The sequence below is a fragment of the Kribbella sp. NPDC003505 genome, assembly GCF_040610875.1.
In the GTDB taxonomy this organism is placed as follows: Bacteria; Actinomycetota; Actinomycetes; order Propionibacteriales; family Kribbellaceae; genus Kribbella.
Window position 1 is genome coordinate 326154 of sequence record NZ_JBEXNA010000008.1, and the last position, 17026, is coordinate 343179.

At 70.5% G+C, this 17026-nt stretch carries 20 protein-coding genes and 1 tRNA gene; 11 read left to right on the forward strand and 10 right to left on the reverse strand.

Annotation, left to right across the window (positions count from 1 at the left end):
- The first annotated feature begins 46 nt into the window (after positions 1 to 46).
- The gene (locus ABZX12_RS27785; RefSeq protein ID WP_355697783.1) at positions 47 to 1117 is read left to right on the forward strand and encodes an FAD-dependent oxidoreductase; all 1071 of its coding nucleotides are present in this window, start codon (positions 47 to 49) and stop codon (positions 1115 to 1117) included.
- A 29-nt stretch (positions 1118 to 1146) separates the two neighbouring features.
- On the opposite strand, the gene ABZX12_RS27790 is transcribed toward ABZX12_RS27785, so the two are convergent.
- From ABZX12_RS27790 to ABZX12_RS27800, 3 genes are all read right to left on the reverse strand, one after another.
- Positions 1147 to 1440: a co-chaperone GroES gene (locus ABZX12_RS27790; RefSeq protein ID WP_131362142.1), complete on the reverse strand. Its 294-nt coding sequence runs from the start codon at positions 1438 to 1440 to the stop codon at positions 1147 to 1149.
- A 41-nt stretch (positions 1441 to 1481) separates the two neighbouring features.
- Entirely contained in the window at positions 1482 to 1745 is a 264-nt protein-coding gene (locus ABZX12_RS27795) for a DUF3618 domain-containing protein (RefSeq protein ID WP_355697785.1), read from the reverse strand.
- 79 nt (positions 1746 to 1824) lie between these two features.
- A complete protein-coding gene (locus tag ABZX12_RS27800) occupies positions 1825 to 2868 on the reverse strand; it encodes a glucose 1-dehydrogenase (RefSeq protein ID WP_355697787.1) in 1044 nt (347 codons plus the stop codon).
- Between the two features lie 148 nt (positions 2869 to 3016).
- Here ABZX12_RS27800 and bcp point away from each other — a divergent pair, with 148 nt between their 5' ends.
- From bcp to ABZX12_RS27815, 3 genes are all read left to right on the forward strand, one after another.
- Positions 3017 to 3484 (forward strand): thioredoxin-dependent thiol peroxidase, encoded by a 468-nt coding sequence (bcp, locus tag ABZX12_RS27805; protein WP_355472747.1) that lies wholly within the window; start codon positions 3017 to 3019, stop codon positions 3482 to 3484.
- A gap of 346 nt (positions 3485 to 3830) precedes the next feature.
- Positions 3831 to 5462, forward strand: coding sequence for a substrate-binding domain-containing protein (locus ABZX12_RS27810; RefSeq protein WP_355697788.1), 1632 nt, complete (start codon positions 3831 to 3833; stop codon positions 5460 to 5462).
- A 69-nt stretch (positions 5463 to 5531) separates the two neighbouring features.
- Positions 5532 to 5612: transfer RNA gene (locus ABZX12_RS27815), tRNA-Leu, on the forward strand.
- Here ABZX12_RS27815 and ABZX12_RS27820 read toward each other — a convergent pair.
- Positions 5594 to 6712 (reverse strand): PEP/pyruvate-binding domain-containing protein, encoded by a 1119-nt coding sequence (locus tag ABZX12_RS27820; protein ID WP_355697790.1) that lies wholly within the window; start codon positions 6710 to 6712, stop codon positions 5594 to 5596. The two genes, ABZX12_RS27815 and ABZX12_RS27820, sit on opposite strands and share 19 nt — an antisense overlap.
- A gap of 72 nt (positions 6713 to 6784) precedes the next feature.
- On the opposite strand from ABZX12_RS27820, the gene ABZX12_RS27825 reads away from it, so the two are divergent.
- Together ABZX12_RS27825 and ABZX12_RS27830 are read left to right on the forward strand one after the other, a co-directional pair.
- Positions 6785 to 7156 (forward strand): hypothetical protein, encoded by a 372-nt coding sequence (locus tag ABZX12_RS27825; protein WP_355697792.1) that lies wholly within the window; start codon positions 6785 to 6787, stop codon positions 7154 to 7156.
- Positions 7153 to 7728, forward strand: coding sequence for a transcriptional regulator (locus ABZX12_RS27830; RefSeq protein WP_355697794.1), 576 nt, complete (start codon positions 7153 to 7155; stop codon positions 7726 to 7728). The genes ABZX12_RS27825 and ABZX12_RS27830 overlap by 4 nt, the downstream gene beginning before the upstream one ends.
- Positions 7729 to 7731: 3 nt before the next feature.
- Here the strand turns inward: ABZX12_RS27830 and ABZX12_RS27835 are convergent, their stop codons facing one another.
- Genes ABZX12_RS27835 through ABZX12_RS27850 form a run of 4 tightly spaced genes read right to left on the reverse strand, consistent with a single transcriptional unit; the run spans position 7732 to position 10484 of the window.
- Positions 7732 to 8322: a hypothetical protein gene (locus tag ABZX12_RS27835; RefSeq protein ID WP_355697795.1), complete on the reverse strand. Its 591-nt coding sequence runs from the start codon at positions 8320 to 8322 to the stop codon at positions 7732 to 7734.
- A gap of 2 nt (positions 8323 to 8324) precedes the next feature.
- Positions 8325 to 8930, reverse strand: a complete 606-nt coding sequence (gene rdgB, locus ABZX12_RS27840; protein ID WP_355697797.1) for an RdgB/HAM1 family non-canonical purine NTP pyrophosphatase — start codon at positions 8928 to 8930, stop codon at positions 8325 to 8327.
- Positions 8927 to 9643 (reverse strand): ribonuclease PH, encoded by a 717-nt coding sequence (gene rph, locus ABZX12_RS27845; protein WP_355697798.1) that lies wholly within the window; start codon positions 9641 to 9643, stop codon positions 8927 to 8929. Before rph ends, rdgB begins: the two co-directional genes overlap by 4 nt.
- 10 nt (positions 9644 to 9653) lie before the next feature.
- Positions 9654 to 10484 (reverse strand): SGNH/GDSL hydrolase family protein, encoded by an 831-nt coding sequence (locus ABZX12_RS27850; RefSeq protein WP_355697800.1) that lies wholly within the window; start codon positions 10482 to 10484, stop codon positions 9654 to 9656.
- Between the two features lie 146 nt (positions 10485 to 10630).
- Between ABZX12_RS27850 and ABZX12_RS27855 the strand changes: the two genes are divergently transcribed.
- Positions 10631 to 11803 (forward strand): Gfo/Idh/MocA family oxidoreductase, encoded by a 1173-nt coding sequence (locus ABZX12_RS27855; protein WP_355697802.1) that lies wholly within the window; start codon positions 10631 to 10633, stop codon positions 11801 to 11803.
- A gap of 169 nt (positions 11804 to 11972) precedes the next feature.
- A complete protein-coding gene (locus ABZX12_RS27860) occupies positions 11973 to 12797 on the forward strand; it encodes an SAM hydroxide adenosyltransferase (RefSeq protein ID WP_355697803.1) in 825 nt (274 codons plus the stop codon).
- A 3-nt stretch (positions 12798 to 12800) separates the two neighbouring features.
- Here the strand turns inward: ABZX12_RS27860 and ABZX12_RS27865 are convergent, their stop codons facing one another.
- Positions 12801 to 13589, reverse strand: a complete 789-nt coding sequence (locus ABZX12_RS27865; protein WP_355697805.1) for a bacterial transcriptional activator domain-containing protein — start codon at positions 13587 to 13589, stop codon at positions 12801 to 12803.
- Positions 13590 to 13778: 189 nt separating this feature from the next.
- Between ABZX12_RS27865 and ABZX12_RS27870 the strand changes: the two genes are divergently transcribed.
- The 3 genes from ABZX12_RS27870 to ABZX12_RS27880 are packed head-to-tail and all read left to right on the forward strand — an operon-like array spanning position 13779 to position 16174.
- Positions 13779 to 15551 carry a S8 family peptidase gene (locus ABZX12_RS27870; RefSeq protein ID WP_355697806.1) on the forward strand — a complete coding sequence of 591 codons (1773 nt, stop codon included), beginning with the start codon at positions 13779 to 13781 and terminating at the stop codon, positions 15549 to 15551.
- A gap of 39 nt (positions 15552 to 15590) precedes the next feature.
- Positions 15591 to 15938, forward strand: a complete 348-nt coding sequence (locus tag ABZX12_RS27875; protein WP_355697807.1) for a hypothetical protein — start codon at positions 15591 to 15593, stop codon at positions 15936 to 15938.
- The gene (locus ABZX12_RS27880; protein WP_355697809.1) at positions 15935 to 16174 is read left to right on the forward strand and encodes a hypothetical protein; all 240 of its coding nucleotides are present in this window, start codon (positions 15935 to 15937) and stop codon (positions 16172 to 16174) included. Before ABZX12_RS27875 ends, ABZX12_RS27880 begins: the two co-directional genes overlap by 4 nt.
- 14 nt (positions 16175 to 16188) lie before the next feature.
- Here ABZX12_RS27880 and ABZX12_RS27885 read toward each other — a convergent pair whose 3' ends face one another.
- On the reverse strand, positions 16189 to 16935 hold the full coding sequence (locus ABZX12_RS27885; protein WP_355697810.1) for an MBL fold metallo-hydrolase: 747 nt from the start codon (positions 16933 to 16935) through the stop codon (positions 16189 to 16191).
- Between the last annotated feature and the right edge of the window lie 91 nt (positions 16936 to 17026).

A 17026-nucleotide genomic window follows, 5' to 3' on the forward strand; every position in this document is an offset into this window, starting at 1 on the left:
TCGACTGTCCACTTCACTACGATCTGTGCGGACAGGGGGTGACCGGATGACGTACGACGTGGCGGTGGTCGGTGCCGGTGCGATGGGGTCGGCCGCTGCGCGCGCACTGGCCGCGGCGGGACGAGAGGTCGTCGTCCTGGAGCAGTTCACGCTCGGGCACGAGCGGGGCGGGTCGCACGGGGCCACCCGGCTGTTCCGGCCGGCTGCGGACGACGCGGAGATCGCTGAGCTGACCGAGCGGGCCCGGCCGCTGTGGCGGGAGCTGGAGGCGGAGTCGGGCGAGACCCTGCTCGAAGAGACCGGCGGGATCGACCACGGGATGAGCGACGCGGCGGTCGCCGTCTTCCGCTCGTTGCACGCGGCAACCGGCTCGGTGCTGACCGCGGCAGAGGCTGCGGAGCGCTGGCCGGGATTCCGGTTCGAGACGCCGGTGCTGTACCAACCAGGGTCGGGCCGGCTGTACGCCGATCGGACTGTGCACGCGCTACAGGCCGTCGCTGCTCGGTTGGGCGCCGAGTTCCGTGTGCAGTCGCCGGTGCGGGCGCTGCGGACGTACGACGGGCTGGTCGAGCTCGACGTCCCGGGCGGGGCGGTGCGGGCGCGGCACGTCGTACTGACGGCCGGGCCGTGGACCCCACGACTGGCGGACGGTCTGGTGACGCTGCCGCCGTTCAAGGTGACGCAGGAGCAGCCCAGGTTCTTCACGCCCGTGTCGGACGAGCTGGAGTGGCCGAGCTTCGTGCACCACGGCCCCACCAGCTACGGCCTCTACGAGCCCGGCTCCGGCGTCAAGGTCGGTCTGCACGCGACCGGGCCGGAGGTGGACCCCGACACGCGGGACTTCCAGCCGGAGCCCGAGCGCGACGCGACCCTGCGGCGGTACGTCGAGGGGTGGTTCCCGGGGCTCGACGCGGGACGGTCCACGGCGATCAGCTGCGTCTACGACAACACGCCGACGTCCGACTTCGTCATCGACCGCGCCGGGCCGGTCACGGTCGCGGCCGGGTTCTCCGGGCAGGGATTCAAGTTCGTGCCGCTGGTCGGCGCCTTCGTCCGCGACCTGGTCACGGGTGCGGCGAAGACGCCGGGGCGGTTCGGATTCCAGAGATACCTTTAGAGGTAGTTCAGAGGTAATTCAGAGGTAGTTCAGAGGTAGAGGCCGGTCTGGCCGTCCTCCAGGCGGCCGGCGGCCACCGCGTGCAGGTCCCGCTCGCGCAGCAGGATGTAGTCGTCGCCGCGCACCTCCACCTCGGCCCGGTCCTCAGGGTCGAACAGCACCCGGTCGTCGACCTCGACCGTGCGCACGTTGGCGCCGATCGCGACGACCTTCGCCCAGGCCAGCCGACGGCCCATCTGCGCGGTGGCGGGGATCAGGATGCCCGCCGACGACTTGCGCTCGCCCTCCTGCTCGAGGGAGACCAGGACGCGGTCGTGCAGCATCCGGATCGGCAGCTTGTCGTCGGAGAGCCGCTTGCGTGGAGTCACCGGCGACCCACCAGGCGACGGATCACGAGAAGCACACCGACCACACCGGCCACGGCGCCGACGACCGCGAGGAGCTTCTGGGTCCGCAACTGACCCTGCTCGTCGAAGACCTGCGACTTGGCCTGCTCGACCTGGCGCAGGGCCAGGTTCTTCGGGTTGGCCCGGTCGACCAGCTCGTCCACGGTCGAGGCCAGGCGCGCACGGGTGGCGGCGATATCCGCCTCGATCTGCTCGGCGGTCCGAGCGTTCGTGTCCGACACGAGTCGGCGCTCCCTTCCATCGGCGGGGCAGCTCGGGGCCTGGCCCGGTCTGCCCTTCGTCACCCACCATCCTCGCAGGTCATCGCAGCAAGTCCACGACCACCTTGATGTCATCCGGTTCCCGCACCAATGCGGCCGGCCAATCGGACAGCGGGACGCTCCGGGTGACCAGCCGCTCCAGCCAGGCCCGGTCCGCCGCGAGCAGCGCGTCGACCGCGGCCGCATAGTGGCGCTTCCCTGCGTTCACGGTGCCGACCAGTGCGGCGTTGCGGACCACCAACTGCCGGACCAGTGCGTCGAGCTGCACACTGACGGTCGCAGGGCCGGGGTGGATCCCGGCCAGGCACATGACCCCGGCCGGCGGCAGCAGCGACGCACAGTCGAACACCAACTGCCCGGCGCCTGTTGCCTCGATCACCACATCCGGTACGGCGTCCAGCTGCCCCAGGTCGGTGATGTACGTCCCGCCGAGCGCCCGGACCAGCTCCGGTTTCGGCCCGTCCACGACCCGGTCCAACACGTGTACGTCGTACCCGCGCTGCCGGGCGATCAACGCGGCCAGCAGCCCGATCGGACCGGCGCCCGTCACCAGCACGTGCCGTGGCGCGAACCACGACCGGGCCCCGACCTGGTCCACCTGCTCCCACGCCTTGGTGAGGATGCTGGCCGGCTCCACGAGGACGCCGAGCTCTCCCAGCTCAGCAGGCACCGGTACGGCGAAGTACGGGTCGACCCGCCAGCGCTCGGCGCCGTACCCGTCCATCTCCTTGATGCCGCGCTCGGTGTACTGCCCGTTGCGGCAGAAGTCCCACTCGCCGCGAGCACACGCGACACAGGGCACCGGGTCGGGGCGACGGACGACGCCGGCGACCAGGTCGCCGCTCGCGAAGCCCGAGCCCACCGGCGCCTCCAGCACCCGTCCGAGCGACTCGTGCCCGATGACGAGCCGGTCCGCACCGGGGCGACCGCTGCCGAACGCTCCGGACACCAGCTCGAGGTCGGTCCCGCAGATGCCGGTCAGCAGGCCCTCCACCAGCATCGATCCGTCGGCGACGGGAGGCTCCGGCACGTCACCGACTGCCGCCGAGTCGGCTTTGCCCGGCGTCACTGTCATGGCCCGCATCGGCTCAGGCTAACCGGGTCATGCCGACGGTCACCTCGGTGGCTCTCGCCAACGACCTTCTCACCCACGACGGTGCTCGCACCTGCGGCGGAGGGCAGCCTTCGCGGACGTAACATTGCGCGCAGTAGACCAACCCGTGGAGGTCCTGATGTCCGATCGTCTGTCCGTCGGCGACACCGCACCCGACTTCACCCTGCCCGATGCCGACGGCAACGACGTGGCGTTGGCCGGCCTGCGCGGCAAGAACGTGATCGTCTACTTCTACCCGGCCGCGATGACGCCGGGCTGTACCAAGCAGGCCTGCGACTTCCGCGACTCGCTCGACTCGCTGCAGGCCGCCGGGTACGCCGTCCTCGGCATCTCCCCCGACAAGCCGGCCAAGCTGGCCAAGTTCCGCGACCGCGACGGCGTGACGTTCCCGCTGCTCAGCGACCCGGACAAGGAAGTGCTGACCGCGTACGGCGCGTTCGGCGAGAAGACCATGTACGGCAAGAAGGTGACCGGCGTGATCCGGTCCACGTTCGTCGTCGACCCGGACGGGAAGATCGCGGTCGCGCAGTACAACGTGAAAGCGACCGGCCACGTCGCCAAGCTCCGCCGCGACCTGGGCCTGTGAACTGGGCCGATCCGAGGTGTGAAAAGGCACCTGGTTGTACCGTCCGGCGGAGGAAAACCTTCGACCGTTTCATGACGACGGTCCATGGAACGGTCGTTTGAGCAAAGTCCCGCTGTGATTTGGGTCACACGAAAGTCTCAGCACACCGCAGCGGAGCCGGTACGTAGGGTGACTTTTTAAGCGTTCCTGTGAAAGAGCCGTACTCCGGGGACGGTTCCGGTTCAGCGACGGGTGTGTCACGACCTTTGCCGGCCTTCGCCGTGACATGCGGAAACCGGGTAATCTGCGCGCGCAGTCAGCCTCTGGGAGGGAGGGACCTGCCGCGATGGGAAAACATTCCTCTGCGGTGACGCGTAGTAACAACAACCGTCGCTCGGTGTACATCACCGCGGTCGGACTACTGGTGCTTTCACTCGGCGCCGTCTTCGTGGTCCGCTCCTTCGGGTCCGAATCGGGCGCCGACGGGTTCCTCGGTTCCGGTAAGGCCTGCGCCGACCCGACGCAGATCCAGCTGTCCACCACGCCCGAGATGCAGGCGCCGCTCGAGGCGGCCGCCAAGGCGGTCGCGGCCAAGGGCGGCAAGGACGGTGCCCCGTGCCTGCAGGTCACCATCAGCGCGGCGCCGTCGGCCCAGGTCGCACGGGACGTCGCGCACGGCAGCGACAACCGGCCCGACCTGTGGGTGCCGGACTCCTCGCTGTGGGTCGCCCAGGCCGACGACGGCCAGAGCGTCCCGAACATCGCGGTCGCCTCGATCGCCACGTCGCCGATGGTCATCGTCGGCCGACGGGACAACTTCGCCGACACGTCGTCCTGGCTGCGCGTCCTGGGCGCTAGCGAGCCGGCCCTGCTCGACCCGCTGAACTCCTCCCCCGGCGCGCTGACGCTGCTGGCGGTGCAGATGGAGCGGCAGAAGACGTCCGCGTCCGACGGCCAGGTGTCGCAACTCGTCGTACCGCTCGCGCAGCACCTCGGGTCGATGGCCAAGCCGTACTCCGACGTGAACGCGCTGTTCGGCCGCGCCGACCAGGACGGCAGCAAGACCGTCGTGCCGGCGACCGAGCAGAGCTTCCTGAAGTACCAGGAGTCGCACCCGGACACCCAACTGCGCGCGATCCAGCCGAGCACGGGCACGCTGTACCTCGACTACCCGATCGTCGTCACCGCGAAGTCCGACACCGACGCGGCGAACGGGGCCGCGCAGGCGCTGGCCGGCGAGTTGCTGACCGACAGCGCCGGACAGGCCCGTGACCAGGCCGGCTTCCGGGACACCACGTTCAGCCCGCTGAGCGGCGGCCGTGGCGTCGGGGACATGACCCAGCTGACCAAGCCGACCAACCAGGCGATCAACACCACGCTGCAGAACTGGACCCGGCTGTCGCTGTCCACGCACTCGCTGGCCGTCATCGACGTCTCCGGCTCGATGGCCGAGAAGGTCGGCGGCAAGACCCGCATGCAGCTCACGATCGAGGCGGCGATCGGCGGCCTGAACCTGTTCCCGGACAGCGCCCAGCTCGGCCTGTGGACGTTCTCCACCAAGATCGGCAAGCTCGGCGCCGACTACAAGCCGCTGGTGCCGATCGCACCGCTGTCGAAGGTGCAGCGCGGCAAGATCACCGCCCAACTGAAGATCCAGGGCCCGATCCCGAACGGCGGCACCGGGCTCTACGACACCGCGATCGCCGCGGTCACGCAGGTCCGGCAGGAGTACAAGTCGAACGCGGTCAACACCGTCCTGCTGTTCACCGACGGCAAGAACGACGACCCCGGCAGCCCGACCCTCGCCCAGGCCGTGCAGGCCCTCCGCAGCCTGCAGGACCCGGCCCGCCCGGTCCGCATCATCGCCCTGGGCATGGGCCCCGAGGCGAACGCCGACGAGCTCAGCGCCCTCGCCGGAGCCACCGGCGGCGCGGCGTACGTCGCCCGCAACCCCGGCGACCTGAAGAGCGTCTTCATCGACGCCCTCCAAAGCCGCTGACAGACCAGATTCCAGCCCCTCTCTCAGCCTCCCCTAGGATGTCCACCTAGGGGAGGCGACCCTCCCCCAGCCAGAGTGGTGGAACGGCAGACACACCGGCTTTAGGTGCCGGCGCCCCCGGGCGTGCGGGTTCAACTCCCGCCTCTGGCACAGCCCTTCAGATGGACGACGCCGGTCGTGCCGTTGATGGTGATTGTGGTGCCGGTCGGGATTGTTGTGGTGGCTGCTTCTACGGCCAGGACTGCGGGGATGTTCTTCTCGCGGGCGACTATGGCGGCGTGGGAGAGGGTGCCGCCGGTTTCGGTGACTACGCCGGCGGCGATGGACAGGAGTGGGGTCCAGGCGGGGTCGGTGTGGGGGCAGATGAGGATGTCGCCGGGGCGGACGGTGGGGAAGTCGGCTGGGCCGCGGACGACTCTTGCGGGGCCGGTTGCGGTGCCGTGGCTGCCGGGGATGCCGGTCAGGGGTGCGGGGTGTGCGGCGGTGGGGGTCGGGGGCTCGGCTGTGATGGGCCGGGCCTGCAGGAGCCACGGGACGCCGTCGACGAGAGCCCACTCGATGTCTTGCGGAGCGCCCAGCACTGCGGTGACCGTGTGGCCCAGGTCGGCCAACTGGGAGGCGGTCGCGTCGGAGAGGGTCGGCGTACGGCGCTGGCCGGGTGGGACGCGGCGTACGACGAGGCCTGAGCCGTTGCGGTCGAGGGACGTGTGCTTGTCGGCGATCGTGCGGGTCACGGAGCCGTCCGCGACCAGATAAGAGTCGGGGGTCACGCGGCCCTCGACGACGCTCGGGCCTAGTCCCCACGAGGACTCGATGAGCGTGGAGCCGTCAGCCCGCGTGAACATCACGCCGGCCACGTCCGCATCCAGATGACGCTGGACGATGACCGCCATCGCCGGAGCCTCGGCCCCGACACGGTACGTCGTCGCGCGCGTCGACCACACCGACGCGCGACAGGCCCGTACGGCGTCCAGGACCGCGGCAACCCCTTGTACGCCGAGGAAACTGTCGTGCTGCCCCGCCGCCGACGCCAACGCGCCGTCCTCGTTCGCAGCCGACGACCGCACCGCGACCGGCGGATCCCCGACACTCGCGAGCCAGTCAGCCACCGGCGGCACCAAGTCACCCGCCAGACCGAACGGGATGACGATGCCGTCCGGGACCGGGAGGTTCTGCCGGAGGAGGGTGCCGAGGGTGGCGGCTTTGGCGCCGCAACGGTCGACGGTGGCGGCGGCCAGCGGCACCAGCATCCAGGTCTCCTATCAACGAAACGTTGGCAATATAATGTTGACAACGTTCTGTTGATGATCCACTGTGGACGGATGCGACGCAAGCACGACGCGGACCAGCAGCAGGCCGACCGCCAGCGCGAGGCCCGGGAGCAACTGCTCGAGAAGGGCGCCAAGGACCTGCCGTCACGCCCGTGGCGCCCGGCGCCGATCCCGTTGTCCGCGGTGGATCTCACCCAGTTCGCCGCCTGGCGCGCCGCCGAGCTGAGCGACGACGACCTGCTGGCCGCGCTCGCGTTGCTGCCGGCCGCCCGGGCCGAGGTCGACGAGGTCGAAGCCGGCCTGCTGTTCATGGCCCGGAGTTCGGGGCTGACCTGGGCGGACATGGCCGACGCGATGGGGTTCAGCTCGCCGCAGGCTTGTCAGCAGCGATTCAACCGGCTGGCCGCGCGGCAGGAGTCATGACGCACCTGGTCCTGCACGCCGTCCGTCTCCTGGGCTTCGCGGACACGGCCGCCGTCGCCGCGCGATTCGACCAGGGCGATGTCGAGCCGACGTTGCGGGACGCCGAGGCGCGCGGCTGGGCGACGTACAGCAGCTTCGCAGGCACCTCGGGCTGGTCGCTCACCGAAGCGGGCCGCGCCGAGAACGAGCGCCTGCTGAAGGCCGAGCTGACCGGCAACGAGGACGCCGTGCAGGAGCTGTACGAGGAGTTCCTGCCGCTCAACGCCCTCCTCCAGCAGGCGTGCACCGACTGGCAACTGCGGCCCACGGCAACCGACCCGCTGGCCGCCAACGACCACACGGATGCGGCGTGGGACGCGGGTGTGTTGCACGAACTGAAGATGATCGACCGCGCCCTGGCCTCGATCGCCGCGCGGCTGAGCGCCGTCCTCCCGAGGTTCCGAGGCTACGACGTGCGGTTCACCAACGCGCTGGAGCGTGGCTGGGTCGACCGCAGCGACGTCGACTCCTGCCACCGCGTCTGGTTCGAGCTGCACGAGGACCTGCTGGCGACCCTCAACCTGCGCCGCTAGGGCCTAGTTGCCCTCAGCATCCAGGTACGCGGCGCCACGGGGCGAGAGCCGGTACCCGACCTCGAGACTGTAGGTCAGCCCAAGGTTCTTCAGCTTGCGTACGTCGAGCTTGAACGGCGCCGTCTCGCGCCCGACGGCAGCGGCGAGGTCGGCGGCCCGGACAGCAGGCCGGGTCTGGATGAGCCGGAGCGTCTCGAGAGTCCAGGCCCCGTGATGGCTGAGCTCGTCGAACTGGGCCAGCCGCGCCCGCAGGTCGGCCAGGTCCTCGGCCGACAGCGATGTCTGGGCGGCCAGCTCGTCCCGCGGATCCGGCCCTTCGACGAGATGGAACCGGATCAGGAACGTCGGCAGCGACTCGTCGCCGCGCAACCGGCGCCGGACGTCGCGTGCGTTCTGGCGATCGGCCAGCTCCAGGTCGGCATCGCCGTCCGCGATCAGGTCCGGATTCACCTGGCGGATGCTGTCGATCTCGATCCGCCCGGCGTTCGTCCGGTAGATCCGCCCCTCGACGACCCGCGGCTCGGCCCACCGCCGGTACGCCACGGTGATCCGCCCCTCGGCGACGCCGTCCTTGTCCGATCCTGCGAACAACATCTCTAGCTCCCCAACGCCTTCGCCACGATCGGGGCCAGTTCGCGCAGGGCCTTGCCGCGGTGGCTGATCGCGTCCTTCTCCTCGATCGACAGCTCGGCCGTGGTGCGGTCGTACCCCTCGGCCTGGAACAGCACGTCGTACCCGAACCCGCCCGTTCCGCGCAACGACCGGATCACCGAGCCGCGCATCTCGCCGAGCACCAACTCGTCCGGGCCGTCCGGCCGGACGAACGCGACCGCCGCCACGAACGACGCGCCGCGCCGCTCGTCCGGCACGTCCTCGAGCTGCCCGAGCAGCAGCAAGTTGTTCGCGTGGTTGTCCTTCGCCGGCCCTGCCCAGCGCGCGGACAGCACGCCGGGCATACCGTTCAGCGCGTCGACGCAGATCCCGCTGTCGTCGGCGATCGACGGCAGACCGGTCGCGGCGAGCGCGGCGTGCGCCTTCAGCAACGCGTTGCCCTCGAAGGTCGGCTCGGTCTCGGCCGGCTCGTCGTACGGCGGGACGTCGCCGAGCCCGAGCACCTCGATGCCCGGCACGATCGGGGTCAGGATCCGGCGCAGTTCCTCGAGCTTCTTCTGGTTGTTCGACGCGAGCAGCACCCGGGTCACGCGAGCGCCTCCTGCTGGATCTTGGCAAGCTCCGCGCAGCCGGCGACGCCGAGCTCCAGCAGGCTGTCCAGCTCGGCGCGGTCGAACGGCGCGCCCTCCGCCGTGCCCTGCACCTCGATGAACTTGCCGTCGCCGGTGATCACCAGGTTCATGTCGGTCTCGGCCCGGACGTCCTCCTCGTAGCAGAGGTCCAGCATCGGCGTCCCGTCGATGATCCCGACCGAGACCGCGGACACCGTGCCGGTCAGCGGCTCGCTCTTCAGCAGCTTCCGCTCGCGCAGCCAGGAGACCGCGTCGGCGAGCGCGACGTACGCCCCGGTGATGGCCGCCGTCCGGGTGCCGCCGTCGGCCTGCAGGACGTCGCAGTCGAGCAGGATCGTGTTCTCGCCGAGCGCCTTGTAGTCGATCACGGCCCGCAGCGACCGGCCGATCAGCCGGGAGATCTCGTGGGTGCGGCCACCGATCCGGCCCTTCACCGACTCGCGGTCCGAGCGGGTGTTGGTGGACCGCGGGAGCATCGCGTACTCCGCGCTCACCCAGCCGAGGCCGGAGCCCTTGCGCCAGCGCGGCACGCCCTCGGTCACACTCGCCGCACACAGCACCCGGGTGCGCCCGAACTCGACCAGCACCGAGCCCTCGGCGTGGTCGAGCCAGTTCCGGGTCACCTGCACCGGTCGGAGCTGGTCAGCATTACGTCCATCGATACGGGCCATGCAGCAGACCCTATGCCTCCACTCGTCGGACCTCCGCATCGAGCGGACCCGACCGGACCTGGCTGATCGCCATCCGCGCGGCCCAGGGCAGCAGGTCGTGGGCGCGGCGGCCGACCCAGGGCACGCCCTCCCGCGCGAGCCAGACCGCGTCCGCCCACCGGCTCGGCGGCCGGTACGCGCAGTCCAGGTCCGGTGGCGCGTCGATCGGCACGCCCCGCGCCGCCAGTCCGTCGGCGAACGCGCGGGCCAGCGTCCGGTGCCCGCGTTCGCCCGGATGCAGCCGGTCGATACTCCAGAAGTCCCGCCGGTACACCTCGGGGTAGTCGGCCAAGTCCAGCCGGATGCCGCCGTACCGCGCGTGCAGGTCGTCGAACGCGACGTTGACCTGCTCGATCCGCTGCCACAGCGGCCGTCGCAGCCAGCGCGGCAGGCCGAACACCTTGCCGTGGTCGTGGAAGCGGACGGTCAGCAGCAACGCGCCGCGGGCGGTCAGCTGCTCCGCGCACTCGTACAGGTGGTGGCGGATCCGGCCCGCGTCGAACGTGGACCGCAGGGTGTCGTTGACGCCGACGACCAGCGAGGCGAGGTCGATCGGGCCGTCGCCGATCGAGGGCAGTTGCTCGGTCGCGACGACCGGCACCGTGGCGCCGCTGGTCGCGAAGTTGGAGAACGTCACACGGTGGGTGCCGGCCAGGGAGTCCGCAAGCAGCGCGGCCCAGCCGCGCCAGCCCTCCCCCGGCCGCGCACCGGCACCGGACAGGTCCTTCGTACTGCTGCCGTTCAGCGGGTCCCCGACCCCTACTGTGGTCGAGTCCCCCAGTGCCACGTAGTGGAGGCTCACATTCCGCCATGGTGACGGCACGGAGCGAGACCTCGATGTGCGGTGGATGACGGGCAGCCCAATTCCAGCTGGAGGATCGGTGATTGCTAGCCAGAATTGCTCGGAGTTAGGCTGTTGCAAACAACTATGTGCAGGAGTTGCCTGGTATGACTGATCTTCGGTTTGGCGTCGTGGGTCTCGGCGCCCGCAGCCGCATCGCGCAGTACGCGCACCGTCCCGGCGAGGGGTCCGAGGTCGTGGCCGTGGCCGACCCGTCCGCACCGCAGCGGGACGCGGCGCTCGAGCTGTACCCGGAGGCGAGCGGGCACGCCGACCACACCGACCTGCTCGACGCCAAGCTCGACGGCGTCTTCCTGACCACGCCCGACGACCTGCACGAGGGTCCGGCGATCGACTTCCTCGAGGCGGGCGTCTCGGTGTTCGTCGAGAAGCCGCTGGCGATCACCACCGAGGGCTGCGACCGGGTCCTGCGCGCGGCGTACGAGTCCGGCGCCCGGCTGTACGTCGGCCACAACATGCGCCACATGCCGGTCGTCCTGACGATGCGCCAACTGATCCAGGACGGCGCGATCGGCGACGTGAAGGCGATCTGGTGCCGGCACTTCGTCGGCCACGGCGGCGACTTCTACTTCAAGGACTGGCACGCGGACCGCCGCCGGACGACCGGACTGCTGCTGCAGAAGGGCGCCCACGACATCGACGTGATGCACTGGCTGGCCGGCGGCTACACGACCCGGGTGAACGCGATGGGCGCGCTCACGCTGTACGGCGGGATCACCGACCGGCAGGACCGGACCGGCCAGCGGTTCAAGGACTTCGTGTCCAGCGACAACTGGCCGCCGCTGGAGCAGAAGGGCCTGGCGCCGGTGATGGACGTCGAGGACATCTCGATGGCGAATCTGCTGCTCGACAACGGCGTCTTCCTGACCTACGAGCAGTGCCACTACACGCCGGACTACTGGCGCAACTACACGGTGATCGGCACCCACGGCCGGCTGGAGAACTTCGGTGACACCGCCGGCGGCGTGGTGAAGGTGTGGAACAGCCGCCGCTCGGGCTACCGCGAGGACGCCGACCAGGTCGTCGAGATCGCCGGCGAGACCGAGCACCACGGCGGCGCCGACCCGCACCTGGTGGCCGAGTTCGTCAACTTCGTCCGCAACGGCGGCGCGACCCTCACGTCCCCGGTCGCCGCCCGCGCCGCGGTCGCGGCCGGCTACGCCGCCACCGAGTCGCTGCGCGCGAACGGCGTACCGCAGGACATCCCCGCGCTCGACCCGGCCCTGGTGGCGTATTTCGACAACGGGCAGGCCAGGTGAGGGTGCTACGCTCGTGGACGTGACCAGGTACGCCGCGATGCGAATGCTGAGCCCTCGATGCGGGAGGACTTCAGCGGCGTAGGCACGTGTGCTTGCAGCGAGAGGCCCCCGATGTCGGGGGCCTCTTTCGTTTTCCACGACCCGCTGCACACCACAGGAGCCTTTCGCCATGTCCCCGATCACCTACATCACCGACTGTTTCGACGGCAACGCCCGCGCCAGACTCAGCACCCGGATCGGCGCCCTGTTCGGCCAGTCGCCGACGATCGTCGCCGCCGACGGACCCGATCCGGAGTCGTTCGCCGCGCTCACCCTGCTCGACTGCCTGATCGCCACCACGGCACTGGGCGAGGACGGGCATCCGACCATCACGCTGCTGAACATCGCACCGCGCGACGGCGGCTGGCCGAACGGCGTACCGTTCTGCTTCTTCTACTTCGGCAAGCACCTGGTCGCGAGCACCTTCAACCCTCGCGTCCTGTCGCTGGTACGGCGTGAGCTCGGCATCGACCACGTCCGCGTCACCGACATCCGCGAGGCCGTCACGGCAGCCGGCTTCGGCGCGGACGACGTCGACAAGATCGCCGGCACGCAGTTCCGCAGCCTCTGGTACCTGCCGCTACTGGCGAAATGGGTCGCCGACGGCCGCCCGGTGCCGGCGACCGAGACCGCCGTACCCGAACTCGCCGACGACGAGCCGACCGTGACCGTGGTCGACAACTTCGGCAACTGCAAGCTGGACCGCCGGCTCGACCTCGTCCCCGGCGACACCCTTTCCGTTGCCCGACGCAACGACGACGGCAGCACCGCGTACGTCGACGTGACCTGCTACCCGCACCTCACCGCCGTACCCCGCCTCACCCCGGGCATCGTCCCCGGCAGCTCCGGCACCGGCTTCACCGAACTCGTCATCCGCGGCGGATCGGCAGCCGAGCACTTCGGCCTCCGACCGGGCGACGCCTTGCTGGAAACAGTCCGTGCGCAGGTGGCGTGAGCATCAGGAGATCCGGAGCCGGACCAACTCGCGGTGCTGCGTAGGATGCTGAGCCGGGTGGACGACCAGCTCGGTCAGCGATGCGTCCGGTTCGGCACCTAGTTCACGCTGCAGCAGACTGCGGTACCGCGTGTACGCGCGGGCCGCTTCGGCGAGATTGTGCTCGGCCAGGTGACACTCGATCAGGGCGCGCTGCGCAGTCTCGCGGAGCGGGTCGGCGCAGACGATGAGCAGGGCGACGTCAAGGGCCTCGGCGTACCGGTCCCGGGCGAGCAGCCGCCGGCTCTGCGCCTCGAACGCGTGCAGCAGCCGCTGCCGGATCCGCTCGCGCTCGAACAGGACCCAGTCGTCGGACAGCCCCGGCAGCAGCTCGAGCGCGTTCACGTCCCGCGGCACCGCAGCCAGGTCCTCGGGGACCTCGTGGTGGCCGATCAGGCGGTTGGCCCAGTCGTCCACGACGTCGAGGTCGACGACGACGTTCTGCGCGACGGCGAGGGCGTGCCGCCGGGTCTCGACGAACCGCACGCCGTAGCCGTTGAGCCGCCACAACGCCGACCGCAGGTTCGCCGCGGCACGGTCGTCGTCGCAGTCCGGCCACAACGTCCCGGCCGCGTGCCTCCGGCTGACGGCGCCCTGATGCACCGCGACGAACGCGCACAACCGCTTGCTCGTGTCCGGGATGCGGAGCGGGCGAGCTCCGAGGGAGGTCTCCGGGCCGCTGAAGAGCCGCAGAACCGGCGGGCTTCCGCGCACCGCACGGCTCACGAGCCAACTCACGAAATCCGGCGACATGATCGCCCTCCCCCGGCCATCGGCTCCCCCCGAAGCCCCTGCTTCCTTTGATAGCACGGTCCGCACACCGCGTCATCGCCCCTGCCGGGTGCTCCGGGCATGAACAAGCGTTGGACCTTGCGCGAGTGACGCCGTGGTGACGCTGCGCTGGCAGCGTCCGCAGCGCCGGCTAACGCAAGGGAGGGCGTCATGGCCGAACGAAGGACTCGGACGACGAAGGAGAAAGCAGGCGGCGGGGGCAACCGCGGAAGTCGTACCGGCGGCACCAGCGGCGGCAACAGCGGCGGCGGCAGCGGCAGCGACGGGTCTGGCACTCCGTCCGCGTCCCTGCGGCCGGAGCGGGAACTCATCGTGGTGGCGGAGCCGTCTGCCAGGTTGCGGGCCGCGCCGTACGCCGTCGCGTCACTGGCCGGTGCGGACACCTCACAGCTGTCGGCGGTACTGACCGCCGAGGAGATCACCCTCGAGCCGGTGTTCGGGCCGGACGAGGAGACGATCCGGGCGCGCGGCGCCGCGGCACCCGCAGCAGGTACGGCGGGGCTCGCGGAGTTCTACCGGGTACGCGCCGGCGACGACCGGCTCGACGCGCTGGCCGAGCGGCTCGCGGCCGCGGAACACGTGTCCGCCGCGTACGTGAAGCCGGCGGCGGAACCGGCCTCGGTCGAGGCCCCGCCCCGTCTCGAGGTACTGCAACCACCCGCGGCGACGCCGGACTTCACCCCGTTGCAGGGGTACCTCGGCCCGGCGCCGGGCGGTGTCGACGCGCAGTGGGCGGCCACTCAGGCCGGCGGCCGCGGCGCCACCATCCGGATCATCGACGTCGAGGGCGAGTGGCTGTTCACCCACGAGGATCTCCTCCTCAATGCCGGCGGCGTGCTGACCGGGAACCCGCCCGGGGACCTCGGCTGGCGTAACCACGGCACCGCGGTGATCGGCGAGATAGGTGCCGATGACAACGGTATCGGCGTGCTCGGGATCGCCCCCGACGCCGTCGTCCGCGGTGCGTCGATCTTCGGCAACCCCGGATCGGCGACCTGCATCCAGCAGGCGGCCGACGCGCTCGGCCCCGGCGACATCATCCTGCTCGAGCTGCACCGGCCCGGCCCGCGGTTCGACTTCGCACCGCGCGGGGACCAGCGCGGGTACATCGCGATCGAGTGGTGGCCCGACGACCTCGCCGCCGTACGCTACGCGGTCGGCAAGGGCATCATCGTCGTCGGCGCCGCGGGGAACGGCGCGGAGAACCTCGACGACGCCCTGTACGACACCCCGGCGGCCGGATTCCCGGCGACCTGGCAGAACCCGTTCAACCCCGCCAACCCGTCGTCCGGCGCGGTGATCGTCGGAGCCGGCGCGCCGCCCTCGGGCACCTTCGGCCCCGACCGGTCACGGCTCGACTTCTCCAACTACGGCGCCCGGGTGGACGCCCAGGGCTGGGGCCGCGAAGTGGTGACCACCGGGTACGGCGACCTGCAGGACGGGGCGGACGAGAACCGCTGGTACACCGAGCGGTTCAGCGGTACGTCGTCCGCGTCGCCGATCGTGGTCGGCTCACTGGCCGCGATCCAGGGCATGCAGGCAGCCGCGGGCCGGGCGAAACTGACACCGGCGCAGGCACAGAACCTGCTGCGGACCACGGGGTCACCGCAGCAGGACGGACTCAACGGACCGGCCACCCAGCGGATCGGCAACCGTCCGGATCTGCGCCAGGCGATGGCGGCGCTCGTACCGGTGGTGACGGAGAGCGGTATCGCCAGCCAGTACTGGGACGAGCTGACGCCGTACCCGGCCGGTAGCGCACGCAGCTTGTGGTTCTTCGTCAACTCGGCCTGGCGGCATCTGGACGACCCGAACGCGGTCATCCAGGACATGGTCCAGCGCGCGTTCCTCGGCTCCGGCTCGACCGTCCAGGTCTGGCACCAGGGCGACGTCGTCGTCGGCCTGGTCGTCTCCGGCACTTGATCTGCTGAATTCGGTACATACTTTGCTCAAGGAGTTCTCATGACCACGACCAATCCAGTCATCCAGTCGAGCAACGGCGGTCCGGCCGCGGCTGCCGGCCGTGCTGCCACCACCACACCGACTGCCGGACAGCCGATGCGGGCTGCGACACCCGATGCGGTGGCAGCAGTCACCTCCGCGATCGCCACGCAGTACTGGATGGAGCTCGTCCCGATTCCGTCCGGCCCGATGCGGCTGTGGTTGTTTGCCGACAACGGCTGGCGGGCTTTGACCAACCCGACGGCGATCCAGTGCGACATGGTGCAGCGGGCCTTCCTCGGCAGCGGCAGCACGGTCCAGGCCTGGTACGACGGCGGCACCGTGGTCGGCCTGGTGGTGTCAGGTTGACCGTTGTCGCGAGACTGTCCGGCGACGACCCTGAAGCGGTCGTCGCCGCGGCAGCTGCGCTCGGCATCGAGCTGCGCCCGCTCCATCCCGGCGTCCAGGACGCGGAGCTGTCCGCCTGGTTCACGGCCGGCGAGGGCGACGCCGAGGACACGATCATGGTCCGCGCTCTCCGCACGCTTCCCGGTGTCGTCTCCGCGTACGCCAAGCCGCCCGACGAACCCGCGGGCGCACCCTAGGCCGGCGTCCGGCGTCAGATGTCGAAGACGGCGTGCGGTGTGGCGAGTTCGACGGGACCGGGGAAGGTACGGCGGGCGTTCTCGGCCTGCGTGACGCGGTCGTACCACGGCGGGACGTGGGTGATGACGAGCCGCTTCACGCCGGCCTTCTTGGCGTGCTCACCGGCGTCGGACGGCGTCAGGTGCAGGTCGACCGGGTTGTTCGGCTCGTTGTCCGGCAGCGCGGCCTCCGACAGCAGCACGTCGGCGCCGCGGGCGAGCTCGATCAGCGCGTCGTTCGGCCCGGTGTCGCCGGTGTAGACCAGCGACTTGGTCCCGTGCTCGACCCGGATCGCGTACGCCGGCACCGGGTGCACCATCCGCGCGGTGCGGATCGTGAACGGCCCGACCTGCTGGACGTCCTGCCAGGCGTGGAATTCCAGCTCCTCCTCCATCCCGGGCTCGAGCGGCAGGTCGTACGCCAGCGCCATGCGTTCCGACGTACCGGGCGGCCCGAACACGGGGATCCGCGGGATCGGCGCCCCGGGCGCGTAGCGCGCCGCGACGTACAGCCCGCACAGATCCATGCAGTGGTCAGGATGCAGGTGGGACAGGCCGATCGCCCCGATCTCCGGGACGGCGATGTGCCGTTGGAGCGAACCGAGCGCGCCACTGCCGAGGTCGAGGACCAGGTTGAACCCGTCGGCGGTGACCAGATAGCTCGAGGCGGCCGAGTCCGGCCCGGGCACAGACCCGGAGCAACCGATCACGGTGAGCTTCATACCTGGAACCCTACCGGCGAGTCTCGGCCTTCGCAGGACGACCGGAGGCGTCGATTCGGTTACTGCACAGGCATCCCGGCCGCGTCCGGTG